The 19,823-nt window shown below is 67.6% G+C and carries 17 protein-coding genes; 6 read left to right on the top strand and 11 right to left on the bottom strand.

Going from position 1 to position 19,823, the window contains the following annotated elements; translation table 11 throughout:
• Window positions 1–77 precede the first annotated feature (77 nt).
• The 7 genes from K5880_RS11030 to K5880_RS11000 form a co-directional block, all read right to left on the bottom strand.
• A complete protein-coding gene (locus K5880_RS11030; RefSeq protein WP_297651674.1) occupies window positions 78–1,658 on the bottom strand; it encodes a glycerol-3-phosphate dehydrogenase/oxidase in 1,581 nt (526 codons plus the stop codon).
• Between the two features lie 70 nt (window positions 1,659–1,728).
• On the bottom strand, window positions 1,729–3,462 hold the full coding sequence (locus K5880_RS11025; protein ID WP_297651671.1) for an ABC transporter substrate-binding protein: 1,734 nt from the start codon (window positions 3,460–3,462) through the stop codon (window positions 1,729–1,731).
• A gap of 91 nt (window positions 3,463–3,553) precedes the next feature.
• Window positions 3,554–3,862: a DUF2160 domain-containing protein gene (locus K5880_RS11020; protein WP_297651668.1), complete on the bottom strand. Its 309-nt coding sequence runs from the start codon at window positions 3,860–3,862 to the stop codon at window positions 3,554–3,556.
• 1 nt (window position 3,863) lies between these two features.
• Window positions 3,864–4,676, bottom strand: coding sequence for a carbohydrate ABC transporter permease (locus K5880_RS11015; RefSeq protein WP_297651665.1), 813 nt, complete (start codon window positions 4,674–4,676; stop codon window positions 3,864–3,866).
• Window positions 4,669–5,562: a sugar ABC transporter permease gene (locus tag K5880_RS11010; RefSeq protein WP_297651662.1), complete on the bottom strand. Its 894-nt coding sequence runs from the start codon at window positions 5,560–5,562 to the stop codon at window positions 4,669–4,671. The genes K5880_RS11015 and K5880_RS11010 overlap by 8 nt, the downstream gene beginning before the upstream one ends.
• Entirely contained in the window at window positions 5,559–6,635 is a 1,077-nt protein-coding gene (locus K5880_RS11005) for an ABC transporter ATP-binding protein (protein WP_297651659.1), read from the bottom strand. The genes K5880_RS11010 and K5880_RS11005 overlap by 4 nt, the downstream gene beginning before the upstream one ends.
• A complete protein-coding gene (locus tag K5880_RS11000) occupies window positions 6,635–7,711 on the bottom strand; it encodes an ABC transporter ATP-binding protein (protein WP_297651656.1) in 1,077 nt (358 codons plus the stop codon). The genes K5880_RS11005 and K5880_RS11000 overlap by 1 nt, the downstream gene beginning before the upstream one ends.
• Window positions 7,712–7,885: 174 nt before the next feature.
• Here K5880_RS11000 and K5880_RS10995 point away from each other — a divergent pair, with 174 nt between their 5' ends.
• From K5880_RS10995 to K5880_RS10980, 4 genes are all read left to right on the top strand, one after another.
• Window positions 7,886–8,668, top strand: coding sequence for a DeoR/GlpR family DNA-binding transcription regulator (locus tag K5880_RS10995; protein WP_297651652.1), 783 nt, complete (start codon window positions 7,886–7,888; stop codon window positions 8,666–8,668).
• 20 nt (window positions 8,669–8,688) lie between these two features.
• A complete protein-coding gene (gene glpK, locus K5880_RS10990) occupies window positions 8,689–10,182 on the top strand; it encodes a glycerol kinase GlpK (RefSeq protein ID WP_297651649.1) in 1,494 nt (497 codons plus the stop codon).
• 54 nt (window positions 10,183–10,236) lie between these two features.
• Window positions 10,237–11,067 carry a pyrroline-5-carboxylate reductase gene (gene proC, locus K5880_RS10985; protein WP_297651645.1) on the top strand — a complete coding sequence of 277 codons (831 nt, stop codon included), beginning with the start codon at window positions 10,237–10,239 and terminating at the stop codon, window positions 11,065–11,067.
• 352 nt (window positions 11,068–11,419) lie between these two features.
• A complete protein-coding gene (locus K5880_RS10980) occupies window positions 11,420–12,490 on the top strand; it encodes a hypothetical protein (protein WP_297651643.1) in 1,071 nt (356 codons plus the stop codon).
• Between the two features lie 304 nt (window positions 12,491–12,794).
• On the opposite strand, the gene ubiA is transcribed toward K5880_RS10980, so the two are convergent.
• The 4 genes from ubiA to recG are packed head-to-tail and all read right to left on the bottom strand — an operon-like array spanning window position 12,795 to window position 17,433.
• Window positions 12,795–13,667 carry a 4-hydroxybenzoate octaprenyltransferase gene (ubiA, locus tag K5880_RS10975; RefSeq protein ID WP_297651640.1) on the bottom strand — a complete coding sequence of 291 codons (873 nt, stop codon included), beginning with the start codon at window positions 13,665–13,667 and terminating at the stop codon, window positions 12,795–12,797.
• 10 nt (window positions 13,668–13,677) lie between these two features.
• A complete protein-coding gene (locus tag K5880_RS10970) occupies window positions 13,678–14,181 on the bottom strand; it encodes a Dps family protein (RefSeq protein ID WP_297651637.1) in 504 nt (167 codons plus the stop codon).
• 58 nt (window positions 14,182–14,239) lie between these two features.
• On the bottom strand, window positions 14,240–15,199 hold the full coding sequence (locus K5880_RS10965) for a hydrogen peroxide-inducible genes activator (protein ID WP_297651634.1): 960 nt from the start codon (window positions 15,197–15,199) through the stop codon (window positions 14,240–14,242).
• A 56-nt stretch (window positions 15,200–15,255) separates the two neighbouring features.
• Window positions 15,256–17,433, bottom strand: coding sequence for an ATP-dependent DNA helicase RecG (gene recG, locus K5880_RS10960; protein WP_297651631.1), 2,178 nt, complete (start codon window positions 17,431–17,433; stop codon window positions 15,256–15,258).
• A 71-nt stretch (window positions 17,434–17,504) separates the two neighbouring features.
• On the opposite strand from recG, the gene queA reads away from it, so the two are divergent.
• Complete coding sequence (gene queA, locus K5880_RS10955) at window positions 17,505–18,611, top strand: tRNA preQ1(34) S-adenosylmethionine ribosyltransferase-isomerase QueA (protein WP_297651628.1); 1,107 nt, start codon at window positions 17,505–17,507, stop codon at window positions 18,609–18,611.
• A complete protein-coding gene (locus K5880_RS10950) occupies window positions 18,608–19,822 on the top strand; it encodes a hypothetical protein (RefSeq protein WP_297651625.1) in 1,215 nt (404 codons plus the stop codon). The genes queA and K5880_RS10950 overlap by 4 nt, the downstream gene beginning before the upstream one ends.
• The last annotated feature ends 1 nt before the right edge of the window (window position 19,823 follow it).

Genomic DNA, 19,823 nt, shown 5'->3' with positions numbered 1-19,823 from the left:
TCGGTGGGCAGATAGCTCTCCGCTTTTTCAAGCGAAGCCGCGCATTATGGCATGACTTCCGAGGCCGGTCAACCGGATCAGGTCGCGGCCGGCAAATACCGGGCACACAGGGCCCGGAACGGCACCAGATCCGGGTCATTGTCCAGTTCCTCCGCCAGGATGGCCGCCACCGCCGGGGCCATGCGGGCGGCTTCGGCCGCGTCCAGGAAGAGAACGCGCCAGCGCCGCGCCAGCACGTCTTCCACGGTCTGGGCATGCTCGAAGCGGGCCGCGTAGCGCACCATGGCCTCGGTCAGCCCCGCGCCGAGCACGTGGCCCTGCCCCGGGCAGGCCACCACCTGGGGCGCCTCGGTGCCATAGAGATGCAGCCCCGGCGTGGCGTGCAGGGGCGTGGCGGGGCTGGCGGTCGCCGCCGCGCCCAGCAGCGCGTGCGTGGCGCTCAGGCCGCCTGCCCGGCGTGGCAGCAAGTGGCTGGCGAAGCAGCGTTCGAGCACGTCTTCGGCCATGGCACGGTAGGTGGTCCATTTGCCGCCCGTGACCGTGACGAGTCCATTGGCGTCGACGACGATGGTGTGCTCACGCGACAGCACCTTGGTCCCGCCCTGCTCGGCCTCGGGTGCCGCGACCAGCGGACGCAGCCCCACCCAGAGGCTGCGAATGTCCTCGCGGCGCACCGGGCGACTCAGTGCCTGGCTGGCCTCGCCGAGGATGAACTCCAGTTCTTCGGCGAACGCGTCGGGTTCACGCGCCAGATCGCCGCGCGGGGTGTCGGTGGTGCCCAGCACCAGCTTGCCCAGCCAGGGCACGGCGAACAGCACCCGGCCATCGCGCGTTCGGGGTACCAGCAGGGCGTGACCGCCGGGCATGAAATCGCGGTCCACCACCACATGCACCCCCTGGCTGGGGCTGACCATGCGCGAGGGCGCCCCCTGGGTGGCCGCTGGCTGGGTGTGGTCGCGCAAGGCATCGACCCAGACACCGGTGGCGTTGACCACGCAGCGCGCCTGCAGTTGAAACGCCAAGCCACCGCGCCGGTCAACCACATCCAGCGACGACAGCGGTGCCTCGCCCCCGGAGACCTGGCGCACCGCCGTGACTTCGGCGTAGTTCAGCACGTGAGCGCCGGCCGCCTCGGCGCTGCGTGCAAGGGCCAGAGCCAGACGGGCGTCGTCGAACTGGCCGTCCCAGTACTTCACACCGCCGCGCAGACCGGCCGGATTCACGCCGGGCAAGGCCCGCAGCGCCTGTTCGCGGTCGAGGAATTCGGTGCGCCCCAGGCCGGCGCCACCGGCCAGCAGGTCGTAGAGCTTGAGGCCCAGGCCATAGAACGGCGTCTGCCACCAACGATAGGACGGCATGACGAAGGGCAGGGGCTGCGCCAGGTGCGGCGCAATGCGCAGCACGGTGGCGCGTTCGGCCAGCGCCTCGCGCACGAGCGCGAGGTTGCCCTGCGCGAGGTAGCGCACGCCGCCATGCAGCAGCTTGGTGGAACGCGAGGAGGTGCCGCCGGCGAAGTCGTGCGACTCCAGCAACACCACGGAAAAACCGCGCAGCGCCGCATCCAGCGCCACCCCGAGGCCGGTGGCGCCGCCACCGACGACGGCCAGGTCGAACACACCATGCCGGGGCAGCGATTCAAGCAGTTCTGCGCGTTTCATGAATGAGGGGATGGCCTCCCGCACCAGGGCGGTGCAGGAGGCGGGTTGCTACAAAAACCGATGCATCACATCAGCGGGCCTTGCCATTCTTCCATGCGTTGAGCAGTTGGTCGTAGGCGATGGTCTCTCCCTTGGGCTTCTCATTGGCCAGCTTCTTCCATGGAGCGGCCTTGTCGCTGAGGTACTTGTTGGGGTCACCCTTAGGGTTGAGCTTGGGTGGGCAGCGCTCCATGCCCGCGCGCTCCAGGCGGCTCATGACCTGGTCCATCTGGTCAGCCAGGTTGTCCATCGCGGCCTGGGGCGTCTTCTCGCCCGTCACGGCCTGGGCCACGTTCTGCCACCACAGCTGGGCCAGCTTGGGGTAGTCGGGCACGTTGGTACCGGTGGGCGTCCAGGCAACGCGTGCCGGACTGCGGTAGAACTCGACCAGGCCGCCGAGCTTGGGCGCCATGTCGGTCATGGCCTTGCTCTGGATGTCGGATTCGCGGATCGGTGTCAGCCCCACGATCGTTTTCTTCAGCGAGGTGGTCTTGGCGGTCACGAACTGCGCGTACAGCCAGGCGGCGGCCGTGCGGTCGGCGTCGTGCTTCTCGAAGAAGGTCCACGAACCCACGTCCTGGTAGCCGTTCTGCATGCCCTGCTTCCAGTACGGGCCGTTCGGGCCGGGCGCCATGCGCCACTTGGGCGTGCCGTCGGCGTTGACCACCGGCAAGCCGGGCTTGGTCATGTCGGCGGTGAAGGCGGTGTACCAGAAGATCTGCTGCGCGATCTGGCCCTGGGCGGGCACCGGGCCGGCCTCGCCGAAGGTCATTCCAGTGGCTTCCTTGGGCGCGTACTTCTTCATCCAGTCCACGTACTTGGTGAGCGCGTAGACAGCAGCCGGCGAGTTGGTGGCGCCACCGCGCGAGACGCTGGCGCCCAGCGGCGTGCAACCGTCGGCCGAGGCGCGGATGCCCCATTCATCGACCGGCTTGCCATTGGGAATGCCGATGTCGGCGGTGCCGGCCATCGACAGCCATGCGTCGGTGAAACGCCAGCCCAGTGAGGGATCCTTCTTGCCGTAGTCCATGTGGCCATAGATCGGCTTGCCGTCGATGGTCTTGACGTCTTCGCTGAAGAAGGCGGCGATGTCTTCGTAGGCGCTCCAGTTCAGCGGCACGCCCAGGTCGTAGCCGTACTTGGCCTTGAACTTGTCCTTCAGGTCCTGGCGCGCGAACAGGTCGGCGCGGAACCAGTACAGGTTGGCGAATTGCTGATCGGGCAGCTGGTAGAGCTTCTTGTCGGGGCCGGTGGTGAAGCTGGTGCCGATGAAATCCTTGATGTCCAGCCCCGGGTTGGTGAACTCCTTGCCCTTGCCGGCCATGTAGTCGGTCAGGTTCATGATCTTGCCGTAGCGGTAGTGCGTGCCGATCAGGTCGGAGTCCGAAATCCAGCCGTCGTAGATCGACTTGCCCGACTGCATCGAGGTCTGCAGCTTCTCGACCACGTCACCTTCCTGGATCAGGTCGTGCTTGACGGTGATGCCGGTGATCTCGCTGAAAGCCTTGGCAAGCGTCTTGCTCTCGTACTCATGGGTCGTGATCGTCTCGGAGACGACCGAAATCTCGTTCACGCCCCTGGCCTTGAGCTTGGCCGCGGCCTGGATGAACCACTTCATCTCCTCGGCCTGCTGGGCCTTGCTCAGGGTGGAGGGCTGGAATTCGCTGTCGATCCACTTCTTGGCGGCGGCCTCGTCGGCCCACGCCGGCAGGGAACCCATGGCCAGCAGCGCGGCCAGGGCCAGTGTCGTGTGTCGCAATCTCATGTTGTCTCCTCGAGCGGTAGGTGCTTCCCCGGTGTGTGACAGGTCTCGGCCCCGGGGAAGCAACGGGCCGAATGTCGGAATCGAAACGGTGTCAGCCCTTGCGCAGCACCCACAGCAGCCAGGCCATGGACACCACGAAGGCGATCCAGATGCTGGGCTCCTGTTCGAGCGAGAGCCATTCGGCCAGCCAGCCCGCCATGCCGATGAAGGCCAGGTTGATGTAGGCCGCGCCGAGCAGGCCGATGAACAGGCGGTCGCCACGCGTGGTGACCATGGGCAGGAAGCCCTTGCGCTCCACCGTGGGCGACTTGATTTCCCACAGCGTCATGCCCGCGAGCATGAGCGCGATGCAGGTGAAGAAAACGGCCACGGGCGTGGTCCAGACCATCCACTGAAACATGTCAAACCCTCCCCATGGCAAAGCCCTTGGCGATGTAATGCCGCACGAACCAGATCACGATCGCGCCGGGAACGATGGTGAGCACGCCGGCCGCGGCCAGCGTGGCCCAGTCCATGCCCGAGGCGCTCACGGTGCGTGTCATCGTGGCCACGATGGGCTTGGCGTTGACGCTGGTGAGCGTGCGCGCCAGCAGCAGCTCGACCCAGCTGAACATGAAGCAGAAGAACGCGGCCACGCCCACGCCGGCCTTGATCAGCGGCAGGAAGATGGCGAAGAAGAAACGTGGGAAGCTGTAGCCGTCGATGTACGCGGTCTCGTCGATCTCGCGCGGGATACCGCTCATGAAACCTTCCAGAATCCACACCGCCAGCGGCACGTTGAACAGCAGGTGCGCCATGGCCACGGCGATGTGCGTGTCCATCAGGCCCAGCGTGGTGTAGAGCTGGAAGAACGGCAGCAGGAACACCGCCGGCGGCGTCATGCGGTTCGTCAGCAGCCAGAAGAACACGTGCTTGTCGCCCAGAAACCGGTAGCGCGAGAACGCGTAGGCCGCCGGCAGCGCCACGGTGAGCGAGATCACGGTGTTGATGCCGACGTAGATCAGGCTGTTGATGTAACCCGAGTACCAGGACGGGTCGGTGAAGATGGTGCGGTAGTTGTCCCAGGTGAATTCGGCCGGCCAGAGCGTGAACGCCGACAGGATCTCCTGGTTGGTCTTGAAGCTCATGTTGACCATCCAGTAGATGGGCAGCAGGGCAAAGACGAGGTAGGCGATGAGGAACAGCGTCCTCTTCTTGAATCGGCGTTCATTCATGGCCTTGCTCCTTTCCGGACGTGCCCAGGCGCTGCATCCAGTTGTAGAGCACGAAGCAGAACAGCAGGATGATGAGGAAATAGATCAGCGAGAACGCCGCCGCCGGGCCCAGGTCGAACTGGCCGACCGCCTTGGTGGTGAGGTACTGCGAGAGGAAGGTGGTGGCGTTGCCGGGGCCGCCACCGGTGAGCACGAAGGGCTCGGTGTAGATCATGAAGCTGTCCATGAAGCGCAGCAGCACCGCGATCATGAGCACGCCGCGCATCTTGGGCAGCTGGATGTAGCGGAACACCGCCCAGCGGCTCGCGCCGTCGATACTGGCGGCCTGGTAGTAGGCGTCCGGGATGCTGCGCAGCCCCGCGAAGGCCAGCAGCGCCACCAGCGGCGTCCAGTGCCAGACGTCCATGGCCAGCACCGTCCACCAGGCGTGCGAGGAATTGCCGGTATAGCTGTATTCCATGCCGGCCCACTGCAGGAAGTAGCCGAGCAGGCCGATGTCGGCACGGCCGAAGATCTGCCAGATGGTGCCCACCACGTTCCAGGGGATCAGCAGCGACAGCGCCACCAGCACCAGCACGGCCGAGGACTTCCAGCCCTGCGCAGGCATCGAGAGCGCCAGCGCAATGCCCAGCGGAATCTCCACCAGCAGCACCGCGAGCGAGAACTGGATCTGCCGCCACAGGGCCAGGTGCAGTTCCTCGTCGCGCATCACGGCGGCAAACCATTCGGTGCCGACGAACACGCGCCGCTCGGGCGAGAAGATGTCCTGCACCGAGTAGTTCACCACCGTCATCAGCGGCAGCACGGCCGAAAAGGCCACGCACAGGATCACCGGCAGCACAAGAAACCAGGCCTTCTGGTTCACGGGTTTGGTCGTATTGCTCATGCCACGAGTACCTCGTTCCGGTAGAAGCAGGTGTGCTGGCCGAGCACGCGCAGGTGCACGGTCTCGCCGGCCTGCGGCGCGGCCGCCTCGGGCGCCAGCCGGCACTTGAGCCGGTGCCCGCCAGCCTCGCAGGTGACCATCACATAGGTTCCGATGTCCTGCACCCGGGTCACGGTCGCGGGCAGGGTGTTGACCTCGCCCGCAGCACCCAGCTCCAGGTATTCCGGGCGGATGCCGAGCTTGAGCTCGCCTTCGGGCAGCACCTGGCCCGCGGTCAGCGCCAGCGGCTGCTCCAGCACCAGCAGGCCGCCGCGCACGCTGGTCGCGGGCAGGAAATTCATGCCCGGCGAGCCGATGAAGTGACCCACAAAGGTGTGCGCCGGCCGCTCGAACAGGGCCTCGGCCGCGCCCACCTGCACCGCGCGGCCGCGCGTCATCACCACCACCTCGTCGGCAAAGGTCAGCGCCTCCACCTGGTCGTGCGTCACGTAGATCAGCGTGAGCTTGAGTTCATGGTGGATCTGCTTGAGCTTGCGCCGCAGCTGCCATTTCAGGTGCGGGTCGATCACGGTCAGCGGCTCGTCGAACAGCACGGCCGACACGTCGGAACGAACCAGACCCCGGCCCAGCGAGATCTTCTGCTTCTGGTCGGCCGAGAGGCCGGCCGCGCGCATGTCGAGCTGGTGGCTCATCTCCAGCATCTCGGCGATGCGGCCCACCCGCTCCTGGATCTCGGCCTCGGGCACCTTGCGGTTCTTCAGCGGGAAGGCCAGGTTCTGCGCCACCGTCATGGTGTCGTAGATCACCGGGAACTGAAACACCTGCGCGATGTTGCGCTGCTGCGGGCTCTGCCGCGTCACGTCCCGGCCATCGAATTGCACCGAGCCCTGCGAAGGCACGAGCAGGCCCGAGATGATGTTGAGCATGGTGGTCTTGCCACAGCCCGAGGGCCCGAGCAACGCGTAGGCGCCGCCGTCCTCGAACGTCATCTTCAGCGGCAGCAGCGCGTAGTCCTCGTCCCGCGTCGGGTTCGGCCGGTAGGCGTGCGCCAGGTCCAGTTCGATGCGCGCCATCAGCCCACCCTCCCCGGCCGCGCCGGCGCGTGCACCAGCGGCCCGTCGGCATCAAAGACAAACAAGGTCGCGGGCTGCAGATGGAGCGTGATCGGGTCTCCCAACGGGCAGTTGTGGACCCCAGCCAGCTGCGCCACCAGCTCACCCACCGCCGTGTGCACGTGCACGAAGGTGTCGGAGCCCGCGATCTCGGCCAGCTCCACGCGCCCGGGTATGGCCACGTCGCCCTCGCGCGGCTCCACGCGCAGGCCGCCAGCGCGCAGGCCCAGCATCAGGCGCCGTGGCGCATCGGCCGGCAGTGGCAGCGGCCACACCTCGCCGCCCGGCACGCGCACGCCACCGGTCACCGCGTCGGCGGCCATCAGGTTCATCGGCGGGTCGCTGAAGGCGCGCGCCACGCGGATGCTCTTCGGCGCATGGAACACCTCGGCCGTGGGGCCGTACTGCAGCAATTCGCCCGCGTCCATCACCGCGGTGTGCCCGCCCAGCAGCAGGGCCTCACCGGGCTCGGTGGTGGCATAGACCACGGTGGAGTCGCCCGTGGCGAAAAGCTGGGTGAGTTCCTCGCGCAGCTCTTCGCGCAGCTTGTAGTCCAGGTTCACCAGGGGTTCGTCGAACAGCATCAGCGGCGCCTGCTTGGCCAGCGCGCGCGCCAGGGCCACACGCTGCTGTTGCCCGCCCGAGAGCTCGGCCGGCAGGCGATCGAGGAACATCTCGATGTGCAGGCGCGCGGCGAGTTCACGCACGCGCCGCTCCACGTCGCGCTCGCCGCGCAGGCGCATCGGCGAGGCAATGTTCTGCGCCACCGTCATCGAGGGGTAGTTGACGAACTGCTGGTAGACCATGGCGACGTTGCGCTGGCGCACCGGCACGCGGGTCACGTCCGCGCCATCGGCCAGCACGCGGCCGGTGCTGGCCGTGTCCAGGCCGGCCATGATGCGCATCAGGCTGGTCTTGCCGGCCTGGGTGGCGCCCAGCAGCACGGTCACCGCGCGCGGTGCCAGGCTCAGGCTTTGGGGGTAGAGGTGAACGGCGGGCCCGACGGTCTTGCCCACCTGCTCCAGAGAAAGCTGCATGCATGTCCCAATGTGAAAAAACGCACGCCAAGGCGCGGCTGCGTTTCGCTTGTGCAATTCTATTGTTCGTTTATGTTCCTTTTTATTCGGTATTTACCCTGACGAAGCCCAAAAAGAATTTCCGTTATGTTCGGGTGGTTCCTTCTCGCGCTCCCTGCCTGCGCCCACCTGCCGATGAACCTCAACCCCCGACACACCCAGCTGCTGGACGAAGTGCGCGCCCACGGCCCGCAGACCATCGAAGCCCTGGCCGAGCGCTTCGGCGTGACGCTGCAGACCGTGCGCCGCGACGTGCAACGCCTGGCCGAGGCCGGCCTGCTCTCGCGCTTTCACGGCGGGGTGCGGCAGCCGGGTTCGACCACCGAAAACATCGCCTACCGCCAGCGCCAGGCCCTGCAGTCCGACGCCAAGACGCGCATCGCCCGCGCCGTGGCGCGGCGCGTGCCCAATGGCTGCTCGCTGATCATGAACATCGGCACCACCATCGAGGCGGTGGCGCGCGAACTGCAGCACCACCGCGGCCTGCGCGTGATCACCAACAACCTGCACATCGCCTCGCTCATGAGCACCAACCCGGACTGCGAGGTGATCGTCGCCGGCGGCCTGGTGCGCGGCGCCGACCAGGGCATCGTCGGTGAGGCCACAGTGGACTTCATGCGCCAGTTCAAGGTCGACATCGGACTGATCGGCATCAGCGGCATCGAGGCCGACGGCACGCTGCGCGACTTCGACTACCGCGAGGTCAAGGTGGCGCGCGCCATCGTCGAGCAGTCGCGCGAGGTCTGGCTCGCGGCCGACCACAGCAAGTTCAACCGGCCCGCGATGGTGGAACTGGCGCGGCTGGACGACATCGACGTGGTCTTCACCGACCTGCCCCCTCCGCCGCCCTTCGACGAGCTGCTGGCCGCGGCCAACGTCGAATGCGCGCTCGCCGGCATCGAGACCGACAACGCCTGAATTTTTTTCGAGACACCGACATGACCTACCTGCTCGCCCTGGACCAGGGCACCTCCAGTTCGCGCAGCATCGTGTTCGACCGCGCCGGCCGCGTCGTGACCATGGCGCAGCGCGAGTTCCGCCAGATCTACCCGCAGCCAGGCTGGGTCGAACACGATCCGCGCGACCTCTGGCAGACCCAGCTCGAGACCGCGCGCGAGGCGCTGAAACAGGCCAAGCTGCGCGCCGACCAGATCCAGGCCGTGGGCATCACCAACCAGCGCGAGACCACGCTGCTGTGGAACCGGAAGACTGGCGAACCCGTGTACAACGCCATCGTCTGGCAGGACCGGCGTGCAGAGAGCACCTGCGCCGCACTGCGCGAGCAGGGCCACGCCGACACCGTGCTGAAAAAGACCGGCCTGCGCATCGACGCCTACTTCTCCGGCACCAAGCTCAAGTGGATGCTGGACCACGTGCCCGGTGCGCGCGCGCAGGCCGAACGCGGCGAACTCGCCTTCGGCACGGTTGACAGCTGGCTGATCTGGCAGCTCACCGGCGGCGCGCGCCACGTCACCGATGTGAGCAACGCCTCGCGCACCATGCTGTTCAACGTGCACACCCGCGAGTGGGACGACGAGTTGCTCGCCCTGCTCGACATCCCGAAAAGCCTGATGCCCGAGGCCCTGCCGTCGAGCGCGCACTTCGGCGAGATGCAGAGCGAGTGGCTGGGCGCGCCGCTGGAGATCGGCGGCGTGGCGGGCGACCAGCAGAGCGCCCTCTTCGGCCAGGCCTGCTTCGCCGGCGGCATGGCCAAGAACACCTATGGCACCGGCTGCTTCATGCTCATGCACACCGGCGAGCGTTTCCAGGTCAGCCAGAACGGCCTGATCACCACCGCCACCGCCCAGCCCCCCGGGCCACAGCAGTACGCGCTCGAAGGCAGCGTGTTCATCGGCGGCGCGGTGGTGCAGTGGCTGCGCGACGGCCTGAAAGCCATCCAGTCCAGCAGCGAGGTGCAGGCACTGGCCGAGAGCGTGCCCGATGCCGGTGGCGTGGTGCTGGTGCCCGCCTTCACCGGCCTGGGCGCGCCCTACTGGCAAGCCGACGCACGCGGCAGCATCACCGGCCTCACGCGCGGCACGACCATTGCGCACATCGCGCGCGCGGCGCTGGAGAGCATTGCCTTCCAGAGCGCGGCGCTGCTCGACGCCATGGCCCGCGACGCCGTGGCCGCTGGCGGCGTGCCGGTGACCGAACTGCGCGTGGACGGCGGCGCCTGCGCCAACGACCTGCTGATGCAGATCCAGGCCGACCTGCTGGGCATTCCGGTGGTACGCCCAGCGGTGATCGAGACCACCGCGCTGGGTGCGGCTTACCTCGCCGGCCTGCACAGCGGCGTGTACGGCGGGCTGGACGAACTCTCGAAACAGTGGCGCGCCGAACGCACTTTCCATCCCACGCTCTCGCGCGAACGCGCTGCCGAGAAGATGGCGCAGTGGGAGCACGCGGTGCGCCAGACCGTGGCGCCCTGACGGTGGCCTGACTGCGCCCTGAACAGGGTGACGGCGGCGGGCGACAATGGCGCGATGAACACGACGCCTTCCCACCCCACCATCACCTTCATCGGCGGCGGCAACATGGCCAGCGCCATCGTCGGCGGCCTGCTGCGCCAGGGCCATCCGGCCAGCGTGCTGCAGATCGTCGAACCCTGGGACGAGCAGCGTTCAAAACTGGCGCAGCAGTTCCCCGGCGTTTCGCTGCTCGCCGCCGCCAGCGCGGAACTGCGTCCCTCGGACCTCGTGGTCTGGGCGGTGAAACCGCAGACCTTCAAGGACGCCGCGCTCGCCAGCCAGCCCTATCTACAGGGCGCCCTGCACCTGAGCGTGGCCGCCGGCATCACCAGCGAGAGCATGGCCGGCTGGCTGCAGACCCAGCGCATCGTGCGCGCCATGCCCAACACACCGGCGCTCGTCGGCCTGGGCATGACGGGGCTGTTCGCCCGTGACGGCGCCAGCAGCGGCGACCGCGCGCTGGTTGAAGCCGTGGTGAAGACCACCGGTGAACTGGTGTGGGTCGCGGCAGAAGAACAGCTCGACGCCGTGACCGCGCTCTCGGGCTCGGGCCCGGCCTACGTGTTCTATTTCCTCGAAGCGATGCGCGACGCGGGCACCCGCATGGGACTGCCGCCCGAGGTGGCCTACCAGCTCGCCGTGGGCACCTTCATCGGCGCGTCGACCCTGGCACAACGCTCCGACGATCCGCCGCAGACGTTGCGAGAGCGTGTCACCTCCAAGGGCGGCACCACATACGCAGCGCTGACCTCGATGGAGGCGGCGGGTGTCAAGGCGAAGTTTGAAGAGGCGCTGTTCGCTGCGCAAAAACGCGCCGAGGAGTTGGGCCGCGAGTTCGGGAAGTAGCCTTCACTCGGCTCGCGGATGCGGTGCGCTCTGCTCCGCGGCTGTCCCCCGGGGCCTGCGGCCCCTCCTCCTTGATGCCGCTGCGCAGAGCGCACCGCATCCGCGAGCGGGAGTGGAGAGCGAGGACCGGAAAGGGCCCATAGCGGTCGGGCAGAACTTCGAAATCACGCCTACAACGCAGCCATCCGGTCTTGCAAGCGAACTTCGAGAAACTGGCCGGCCGCCCAATCTCGCATGCATCACACAACTGAGCGGCGTTGACCATGCGACGCTTGTCCAGACTTCGTGACGTGAGTTATGGTTAGTCGGTGGAATCTACTTGCTTGCCAAAAGAACATCCCTGGAGTCGCAGATGAAGGTCTTCATTGGTTTGAACAGCCACTCGAACAAGGTCTCGCTGCCGCTACGGTTCGGCGTGAGCCTCACGGAGCAGCATCAGCAATTCGCAACTCTCTCGAATCCAGTTTTCGATCCCGCAGCTACGGATTCACAGCGACCTGATGAAATCGCGCGTATGCGAAAGCACTACTCCGGCCGCCTCGTAGTGCCCCACGCGTCCGGCTCCGCTGCTGAAGCCTACGCGCTGGACTGCAGGATTGTTTTGGAGTTGCCCACGGATGACTCAAGGGTTCCCGCAGTGATTACGGTGCTCTCCATCTCAAGCACAAAGGGCGATGCTACGGTGACTCGGCACTTGGAGGGCATGCTCAAGAAGGGGCGCATTTCTAAGCAAGATCTGATTGACGTGTTTCACCCAGCGTACGCGCAGGGCAAGATTGCAGATTCAACTGATTGCGAAGAAGTTTTCAGAGAACACCTCGAGCAGTCGACCCCAGCGGTCGATGCAGGCGACAACCTGGGGCAACAAGTTGTCGTCAGCGCTGAGCCGGTGGTTCGGTTGGTAGAGGCAATTGCGGACTCACAAGCCGAGGCTCTTGAGGGTCCACCGAGGTTCTCGGAGGTAGTCCCATTGAGGACGAAATATCAGTATGTCTTTGCAGACGCCTATCTGCGCGACGTTTGGCTGTCTGATGGACGCATTCACGTCAAGTGCATCGGCTCCAATGGGGACGACGTGACCCTGCAGTCTTTCAGCGCCAGGCCACATCTGGCGGAGCACCATCAGCGCGCTTACGAGTACCTCAGTGACCGAAAAGAGCAGCGTGCAGTGTTCGCCGTTTGCGTTTCTTCCCCATACAAAGGGGTGCTTGCAGAGAGCGTGACTTCGATTTCTCTTCAACTGATGAAAACGTCCCTCGCGCGTGCGGACAGGACGCCGACAGTTCCAGCCACAGGCCCGGCCATGAACTCAATCGCGAGAAGTCGCACCTGGGAAACCGACGCCGCAGAGCTGTTCTTTGAAAGCAACCCGTCGCTAATGACTGACGACGAGTTTGAAATGATCTATGGGTATGAGCGGTAGCCCGGTGCAGTCCGAGCAGTTCTCGAAGTCGAGCTCGGCAGCGAGTTATACGAGACGATCCACGCTTATCAACTGACTCGATCCGGACCGGTCCCCATCAGTGCCCGCTTGTGGCCGATAGGCGCCATCCTACTGCACCAAAACCCACTGGCCGCGCGCCAGACAACCTCTCTGCCCACAGACGCGGTGTGCCCTGCGCAGCGGCATCAAGGAGGAGGCGGCGCCAGCCGCCGGGGGACAGCCGCGGAGCAGGGCACGCCGCGTCCGTGGGCCGAAGAAACACCACGACCGAAACCCAGCGCGCTCAAACCAAGCCAAGCACCACACCCACAAAAACCGTGAACCCCAACCAGTGGTTGAGCCGGAAGGCCTTGAAGCAGCCGTCGCGGCTGCGGTCCTTGATGAGCTGGAAGTGCCACACAACCTGGGCCAGCGCAACGATCAGCATGGCGCCCCACACCCAGGGGTTCACCACTGTCCAGAGCGCTGCGGTCCATACCGCGAGGAACACCAGGTAGAACGCGGTGACGGCGGGCACGTCGGCGTCGCCCAGGGTGATGGCCGAGGTCTTCATGCCGATCTTCAGGTCGTCGTCGCGGTCCACCATGGCGTATTCGGTGTCGTAGGCCAGCACCCAGAACAGGTTGCCGGCCATCAGCACCCAGGCCAGCGGCGGCACGTGCGACTGCACCGCCGCGAAGGCCATGGGCACGCCGAAGCTGAAGGCCACGCCCAGCACCGCCTGCGGCATGGAGACGAAGCGCTTGGCGTAGGGGTAGATCAGGGTGATCGCCAGCGCCGCGAACGACATCAGCACCGTGAGCGTGTTGGTGGTGAGCACCAGCCCGAAAGCCGCCAGCGCCAGCACCGCGCCCAGCGCGAGCGCCTCGCGCACTGAGACCTTGCCCGAGGTGATCGGGCGCTGCGCCGTGCGCTTCACATGCTTGTCGAACTCGCGGTCGGCCACGTCGTTGACGCAGCAGCCTGCGCTGCGCATCAGGATGGTGCCCAGCACGAACACCGCCAGCAGGTGCCAGCCGGGAAAACCGCCGGCCGCCACCCACAGCGCGCCCAGCGAGGGCCACAGCAGCAGCAGCCACCCCGCCGGTCGGTTCCAGCGGATCAGGTCGAGGTAGAGCGAGAGGCGCGAAGGCGCGGCGGACGTCGCGTCGACCATGATCAGAGGGTCACTCCTCGAGAAGGGAGCGCAGCATCCACGCGGTCTGCTCGTGCACCGTCAGGCGCTGCGTCAGCAGGTCGGCCGTAGGTTCGTCGCCGGCCTTGTCCACCACGGGGAACAGCTCGCGCGCGGTGCGCGCCACGGCCTCGTGGCCCTGCACCAGGATGCGCACCATCTCCAGCGCCTTGGGGGGCGTGGCCGGCACGTCGGGCACGGAGCTGAGCTTGCCGAACTGGGCATAACTTCCCGGGGCCGCATGGCCCAGCGAGCGGATGCGCTCGGCCACCGGGTCGACCGCGTTCCACAGCTCGGTGTACTGCGTCATGAACATGGTGTGCAGCGAGGTGAACATCGGCCCGGTCACGTTCCAGTGAAAGTTGTGCGTGGTCAGGTACAGGGTGTAGGTGTCGGCCAGCAGCTTGGACAGGCCTTTGGCGATGGCCGCGCGGTCTTTCTCGGCAATGCCGATGTTGATGGCGGGCGCGGCGGTCTTGGTGGCGGATTTGGCCATGAGGGGACTCCTGGGTTTGAGAGACAACGGATTGCGTGCCTCCAGTGTAGGCACGGGATCAGGACAGGCGTTTGACCCCGGGCAACTCGCAGGCATAAATGGCATTGCGCAATTCGGCAATCGCCTCGTAGCGCGTGAAGCTTCGGCGCCAGGCCAGCACCACACGGCGCGTGGGCGCCTCTCCCTCGAATGGCAGGTAACGCACGTAGGACGAGTCGCCGAAGTCCGTGCCAGGCTTGCCGGTGTCGCACAGCGCCGAACCCGGCACCGACAAGCGCGGCACCAGCGTCACGCCCATGCCGGCGGCCACCATGTGCTTGATGGTTTCCAGCGACGAGCCCTCGAAGCTCTTGCGGATGCCCTCGGCATCGTTGGAGAAACGCGCGAATTCCGGGCAGACCTCCAGCACGTGGTCGCGGAAGCAGTGGCCCGTGCCCAGCAGCAGCATGGTCTCGCGCTTGAGCTCCTCGTTGGTGATGTAAGCATTCTTCGCCAGCGGGTGCGTGTGCGGCACGGCGGCCAGAAAGGGTTCGTCGTACAGCGGCGCGATCGCCAGGTTGGTGTCCGGGAAGGGCTCGGCCAGGATGGCGCAGTCGATCTCGCCCAGGCGCAGTTGCTCCAGCAGCCGCACGGTGAAGTTCTCCTGCAGCATCAAGGGCATCTGCGGCGTGCGGTCGATCACATGGCGCACCAGGTCGGGCAGCAGGTAGGGGCCGATGGTGTAGATCACGCCCAGGCGCAGCGGCCCTGCCAGCGGGTCCTTGCCGCGCTTGGCGATCTCCTTGATGGCCGCCGCCTGCTCCAGCACCGTCTGCGCCTGGCGCACGATCTCTTCGCCCAGCGGCGTCACCGCGATCTCGCTGGCGTTGCGCTCGAATATCTTGAGCTCGAGTTCCTCTTCCAGCTTCTTGATGGCCACCGACAGCGTGGGCTGCGACACGTAGCAGGCCTCGGCGGCCTTGCCGAAGTGCTTCTCGCGGGCCACGGCGACGATGTATTTGAGTTCGGTGAGCGTCATGGGGGACTATTCTGCGCCCGCGCGCCGGCCCGGTCGCCGGTGGCTGTGCGCGCCGCTCAGGCTTTCAGGTACTCCGCCTTGCCGCCCAGCCAGCGCGCGATGTGTTTTTCGGCCAGCTCGGGGTATTGCGCCAGCATCACCGGCGCGGCCTCGCGCGCCCAGTCGAGCAGGTGGGTGTCGGTGGCCAGGTCGGCGAAGCGCAGCAGCGGCGCGCCCGACTGGCGCGCGCCGAGGAATTCGCCCGGGCCGCGGATCTCCAGGTCGCGCCGCGCGATCTCGAAGCCGTCGCTGGTGTCGGCCATGGCCTTCAGGCGCTCGCGCGCGGTCTCGCCCAGGCGCCCGCCGTCGGGCGGCGTGTACATCAGCACACAGGCCGAGGCCGCCGCACCGCGCCCCACCCGACCGCGCAGCTGGTGCAGCTGCGAAAGGCCGAAGCGCTCGGCATGTTCGATCACCATCAGCGAGGCGTTGGGCACGTCCACGCCGACCTCGATCACGGTGGTGGACACCAGCACGCCCATCTGCCCGCCAGTGAACAGCGACATCACCGCCTTCTTCTCGGTCACTTTCATGCGCGAATGCAGGAGACCGACCAGCACCCCGGGCAGGGCCGCACTGAGTTCCGCGTGCGTGGCGGTCGCGTTCGAGAGATCGATCGCCTCGCTTTCCTCGATCAGCGGGCACACCCAGTACACCTGCCGGCCCTGCGCTAGCTGTCCGCGGATGCGCTCGACCACCTCGGCGCGGCGGCTGTCGGCCACCACCTTGGTGACGATGGGCGTGCGCCCGGGTGGCAGCTCGTCGATGGTGGAGACGTCGAGGTCGGCGTAGTAGCTCATGGCGAGCGTTCTTGGGATGGGGGTGGCGGTCATCATGAGGAGATGAGGCTCCTGGGCGAGGGCTTCGACAGGCTCAGCCCGAACGGAGACAGGCTCAGTCCGAACGGTGTTTTCTTCCGTTCGGGTTGAGCCTGTCGAAGGGCTCACCAACCCGTCACCCATCTTGCCCCGCAGCGCCAGCCGTTGCGCCACGCCGAAGCGGTGCTGCTCGTCGATGATGGCCAGCGCCAGGTTGCTGAACTGCACCTGGTCCTGAATGACGGCGTGCGTGCCCACCACCAGCGCGGCCTCGCCGCTGGCGATCAGCGCCAGCATCTCGGTGCGCTGCTTTTTCTTCTGGCTGCCGGTGAGCCAGGCCACGCGTTTGCCCAGGGGAGCGAGCAGTGGCTCCAGCCAGCCGATCAGCTTGGCGAAGTGCTGTTCGGCCAGGATCTCGGTGGGCGCCATCAGCGCGCACTGCCAGCCCGCGTCGATGGCGATGGCGGCGGCCAGCGCGGCCACCACCGTCTTGCCCGAACCCACGTCGCCCTGCAGCAGGCGGTGCATGGGCACCTGGCGCAGCAGGTCGCGCGCGATCTCCTCGCCCACGCGGCGCTGCGCGGTGGTGAGTGCGAACGGCAGCACGCCCAGCAGTTGCTCGTGCAGGCCACCCGGCGCGGCGCGCAGGGCCGGGGCGTTCAGGGCCGCGCGCTCCTGCCGGGCGGTGCACTGCGAGAGCTGCTGCGCCAGCAACTCCTCCGCCTTGAGGCGCTGCCAGGCCGGGTGGCTGCGGTCTTCCAGCGCATCGAGCGAGACGTCCGGCCCCGGGTGGTGCAGGTACTGCAGGGCGTCGCGCAAGGTCCAGGTGCCGCGCACCACGGCTTGCAGGCCACCCAGCAGCGCGGGGGGCAGCGTCTCGCCCAGATCGGCTCGCTTCAGGCCACTGGCCACCGCCTTGCGGATGTAGGCCTGCGGCAGTTGCGCGCTGGTGGGGTAGACCGGTGTCAGCGCATCGGGCAGTTCACCGCCGGCGGCGTGGAAGGCCGGGTGCACCATGGTCCAGCCCAGGAAGCCGCCCCGCAGCTCGCCGCGCACGCGCACCCGCGCGCCCACCGCCAGGGTTTTCTGGTGCGCCGGGTAGAAGGTGAAGAAGCGCAGGGTGCAGGTGTCGGTGCCGTCGTCCAGCGTCACCAGCAGCTGGCGCCGCGGGCGAAAACTGATCTCGCTGTGCGTGACCGTCCCCTCGATCTGCGCCAGCTGCCCGTCGCGCGCGCCGCGCAGCGTGACGATGCGGGTCTCGTCCTCGTAGCGCAGCGGCAGGTGCAGCGCCAGGTCGATGTCGCGCACCAGCCCGAGCTTGTGCAAGGCCTTCTGCGGGGCGGAGAGCGGCTTGCGGGCGGGGGATGCGTCGGGCATGGGACAATTCTGCCCGGTTCCCATCCGCCGCCCTTTCACTTGGCACGGGCCTTGTTCGGCCCTCAAGCAGCATGACCGCTTCCTCTCCTGACACCGTCGCGCGCCGCTACACCGTCGCCGACTTCGACTTCCACCTCCCCCCCGAGCTGATCGCCCAGCACCCTGCGCCCGAGCGCAGCGGCTCGCGCCTGCTCGACGGCACGGGCAACGCGCCGGCAGACCGTGTGTTCCGCGACCTGCCCGCCCTGCTGCAGGACGGTGACCTCTTGGTGTTCAACGACACGCAGGTGGTGAAGGCGCGGCTGTTCGGTCAGAAGTCCTCGGGCGGCCAGCTGGAGATGCTGATCGAACGCGTGCTGCTGCCGCACGAGGCCAGCGACGGCACGGCGCACGAGGTGGTGGCCCACCTGCGCGTGAGCAAGAAACCGCAGATGGGTGGCGTGCTGCACATGGCCGGCGGCCTGGCCGGCGGCGGCTTCGATGCGGTGTTTCTCGGCCGCTGGCCCGACGAACAGGGCCAGCTGTTCCGCTTCCGTTTGCAGGGCCCGGCCGGCGAAACGCCCTATGAGCTCATGGCGCGCCACGGCCACGTGCCGCTGCCGCCCTATATCGATCACAGCGACGACGCCGACGACGAGCGCCGCTACCAGACGGTGTTCGCACGCGTGCCCGGCGCGGTGGCCGCGCCCACCGCCGCGCTGCACTTCGACGACGCCGTGCTGGCCGCGCTCGACGCGCGCGGCGTGCAGCGCGCCAGCGTCACGCTGCACGTGGGCGCGGGCACCTTCGCGCCCATGAAGGCCGGCCGCATCGAAGACCACGTGATGCACCACGAACGCTATGCCATCCCGCCGGCCACGCTGCAGGCCATCACCGACTGCCGCGCGCGCGGTGGCCGCGTGGTGGCCGTGGGCACCACCACCGTGCGCACGCTGGAGAGCTGGGCCCGCAGCGGCGAGACGGCGGGCGACACCAACATCTTCATCACGCCGGGTTTCGACTTCCGCGTGGTGGACCTCATGCTGACCAACTTCCACCTGCCCCAGTCCACGCTGATGATGCTGGTGAGCGCCTTCGCCGGCTTCGACCCCATCCGGGCGCTGTACGCCCATGCCATCGCGCAGCGCTACCGCTTCTTCAGCTATGGCGACGCAATGCTGCTGGAGCGGCACCCATGATCCGCCGCTGCGTCGCGGCCCTGGTTGCCTTTCTGGCCACCCTGGCCCAGGCCGCAACGCCCTACGCCGGGCAAACGCCCTGCGACGGCCACCCCGGCATGGCGCTCACCGTGCCCGACGGCTGGTGCGCGGGTCTGGTGGCCGATGCGCGCGATGGCCTGCGCATGCCGCGCCGGCTGCTGGAAATTGCGCCCGGCCGCTTCTGGATCGTCGACATGGGCAACTGGGAGCCGCGCCGCGGCCGCCTGCTCGAACTGCGCACCGACGTGCCGCGCGGCCAGCCTGGGCGCCTGCGCGTGCTCGCCAGCGGCCTGGACCGCCCGCACGGTCTGGCCCTGGGGCCAGACGGTCGCGCCTACATCGGCGAAGCCGGCACCGTCTGGCGCACGCCCGTGGGCGAGGCGGTGCAGCGCCAGGACGTGATCACCGGCCTGCCCACGGGCGGCGCGCACCCGCTCAAGGAACTGGCCTTCACGCCCGATGGCCGCCTGCTGGTCAACATGGGATCACTCACCGACGCCTGCCGGGGCGACGACCAGCAGCAGCCTGTGCCCTGTCCCGAACTCACCGGCCCGCAACCGCACGCGGCGGTGTACGTGGCCAGCTTCAGCGGCGCGGACTTTGCGCTGCAAAGCTTCCAGCCTCTCGCCACCGGCCTGCGCAACTCGCTCGGCCTGGCCAGCACCACCGCGCGCGACGGCACGGTGCGCCTGTGGCAGGCGGAGAACTCGGTGGATTACACCGACGCCACGCTGCCCGCCGAAGAGCTCAACGAGCTGAAGGACGGCGCCTCCTACGGCTGGCCCTACTGCGTGAGCGACGCGCGTGGCAAGGCGGTGCCCGCCCGTGGCTACGAAGGCCGCGCGCGCTGCGCCAGCCACACCACGGCACACGCGGCATGGCCGGCGCACGTCGCACCGCTGCAACTGCTCACCGCACCGGGCCACGTGACCACCGGCCCCTTCGCTGGCCGCCTGCTCGCGGTCTGGCACGGCTACCGCGCGGGTGGCCACCGCATCGTCGCCTGGCGGCTCGACGAACACGGCAGCCCCACTGGCCCGCGCGAGGACCTCGTGCACGGCTGGCACGCGCAAGCCGGCATCCGGCCACTCGGCACGCCCGCGGGCGCCAGCTTCGACGCGCAAGGCCGCCTGTGGATCGTGGAAGACCGCAACCGCAGCGTGATCCTCATCGCGCCGCGCCAACCCTGAA

The sequence above is a fragment of the Hydrogenophaga sp. genome, from assembly GCF_025699295.1.
Classification (GTDB): Bacteria; Pseudomonadota; Gammaproteobacteria; order Burkholderiales; family Burkholderiaceae_C; genus Hydrogenophaga.
This window is presented reverse-complemented; position numbering and strand designations above follow the sequence as displayed.

Coding starts and splice junctions, on each gene's coding strand:
- K5880_RS10995 (WP_297651652.1), top strand. CDS start 7,886: ATGAACCTCAACCCCCGACACACCCAGCTGCTGGACGAAGTGCGCGCC.
- K5880_RS11025 (WP_297651671.1), bottom strand. CDS start 3,462: ATGAGATTGCGACACACGACACTGGCCCTGGCCGCGCTGCTGGCCATG.
- K5880_RS11010 (WP_297651662.1), bottom strand. CDS start 5,562: ATGAGCAATACGACCAAACCCGTGAACCAGAAGGCCTGGTTTCTTGTG.
- K5880_RS10950 (WP_297651625.1), top strand. CDS start 18,608: ATGATCCGCCGCTGCGTCGCGGCCCTGGTTGCCTTTCTGGCCACCCTG.
- K5880_RS10980 (WP_297651643.1), top strand. CDS start 11,420: ATGAAGGTCTTCATTGGTTTGAACAGCCACTCGAACAAGGTCTCGCTG.
- K5880_RS11020 (WP_297651668.1), bottom strand. CDS start 3,862: ATGTTTCAGTGGATGGTCTGGACCACGCCCGTGGCCGTTTTCTTCACC.
- K5880_RS10965 (WP_297651634.1), bottom strand. CDS start 15,199: ATGACGCTCACCGAACTCAAATACATCGTCGCCGTGGCCCGCGAGAAG.
- K5880_RS11030 (WP_297651674.1), bottom strand. CDS start 1,658: ATGAAACGCGCAGAACTGCTTGAATCGCTGCCCCGGCATGGTGTGTTC.
- K5880_RS11005 (WP_297651659.1), bottom strand. CDS start 6,635: ATGGCGCGCATCGAACTGGACCTGGCGCACGCCTACCGGCCGAACCCG.
- recG (WP_297651631.1), bottom strand. CDS start 17,433: ATGCCCGACGCATCCCCCGCCCGCAAGCCGCTCTCCGCCCCGCAGAAG.
- glpK (WP_297651649.1), top strand. CDS start 8,689: ATGACCTACCTGCTCGCCCTGGACCAGGGCACCTCCAGTTCGCGCAGC.
- queA (WP_297651628.1), top strand. CDS start 17,505: ATGACCGCTTCCTCTCCTGACACCGTCGCGCGCCGCTACACCGTCGCC.
- K5880_RS10970 (WP_297651637.1), bottom strand. CDS start 14,181: ATGGCCAAATCCGCCACCAAGACCGCCGCGCCCGCCATCAACATCGGC.
- K5880_RS11000 (WP_297651656.1), bottom strand. CDS start 7,711: ATGCAGCTTTCTCTGGAGCAGGTGGGCAAGACCGTCGGGCCCGCCGTT.
- ubiA (WP_297651640.1), bottom strand. CDS start 13,667: ATGGTCGACGCGACGTCCGCCGCGCCTTCGCGCCTCTCGCTCTACCTC.
- proC (WP_297651645.1), top strand. CDS start 10,237: ATGAACACGACGCCTTCCCACCCCACCATCACCTTCATCGGCGGCGGC.
- K5880_RS11015 (WP_297651665.1), bottom strand. CDS start 4,676: ATGAATGAACGCCGATTCAAGAAGAGGACGCTGTTCCTCATCGCCTAC.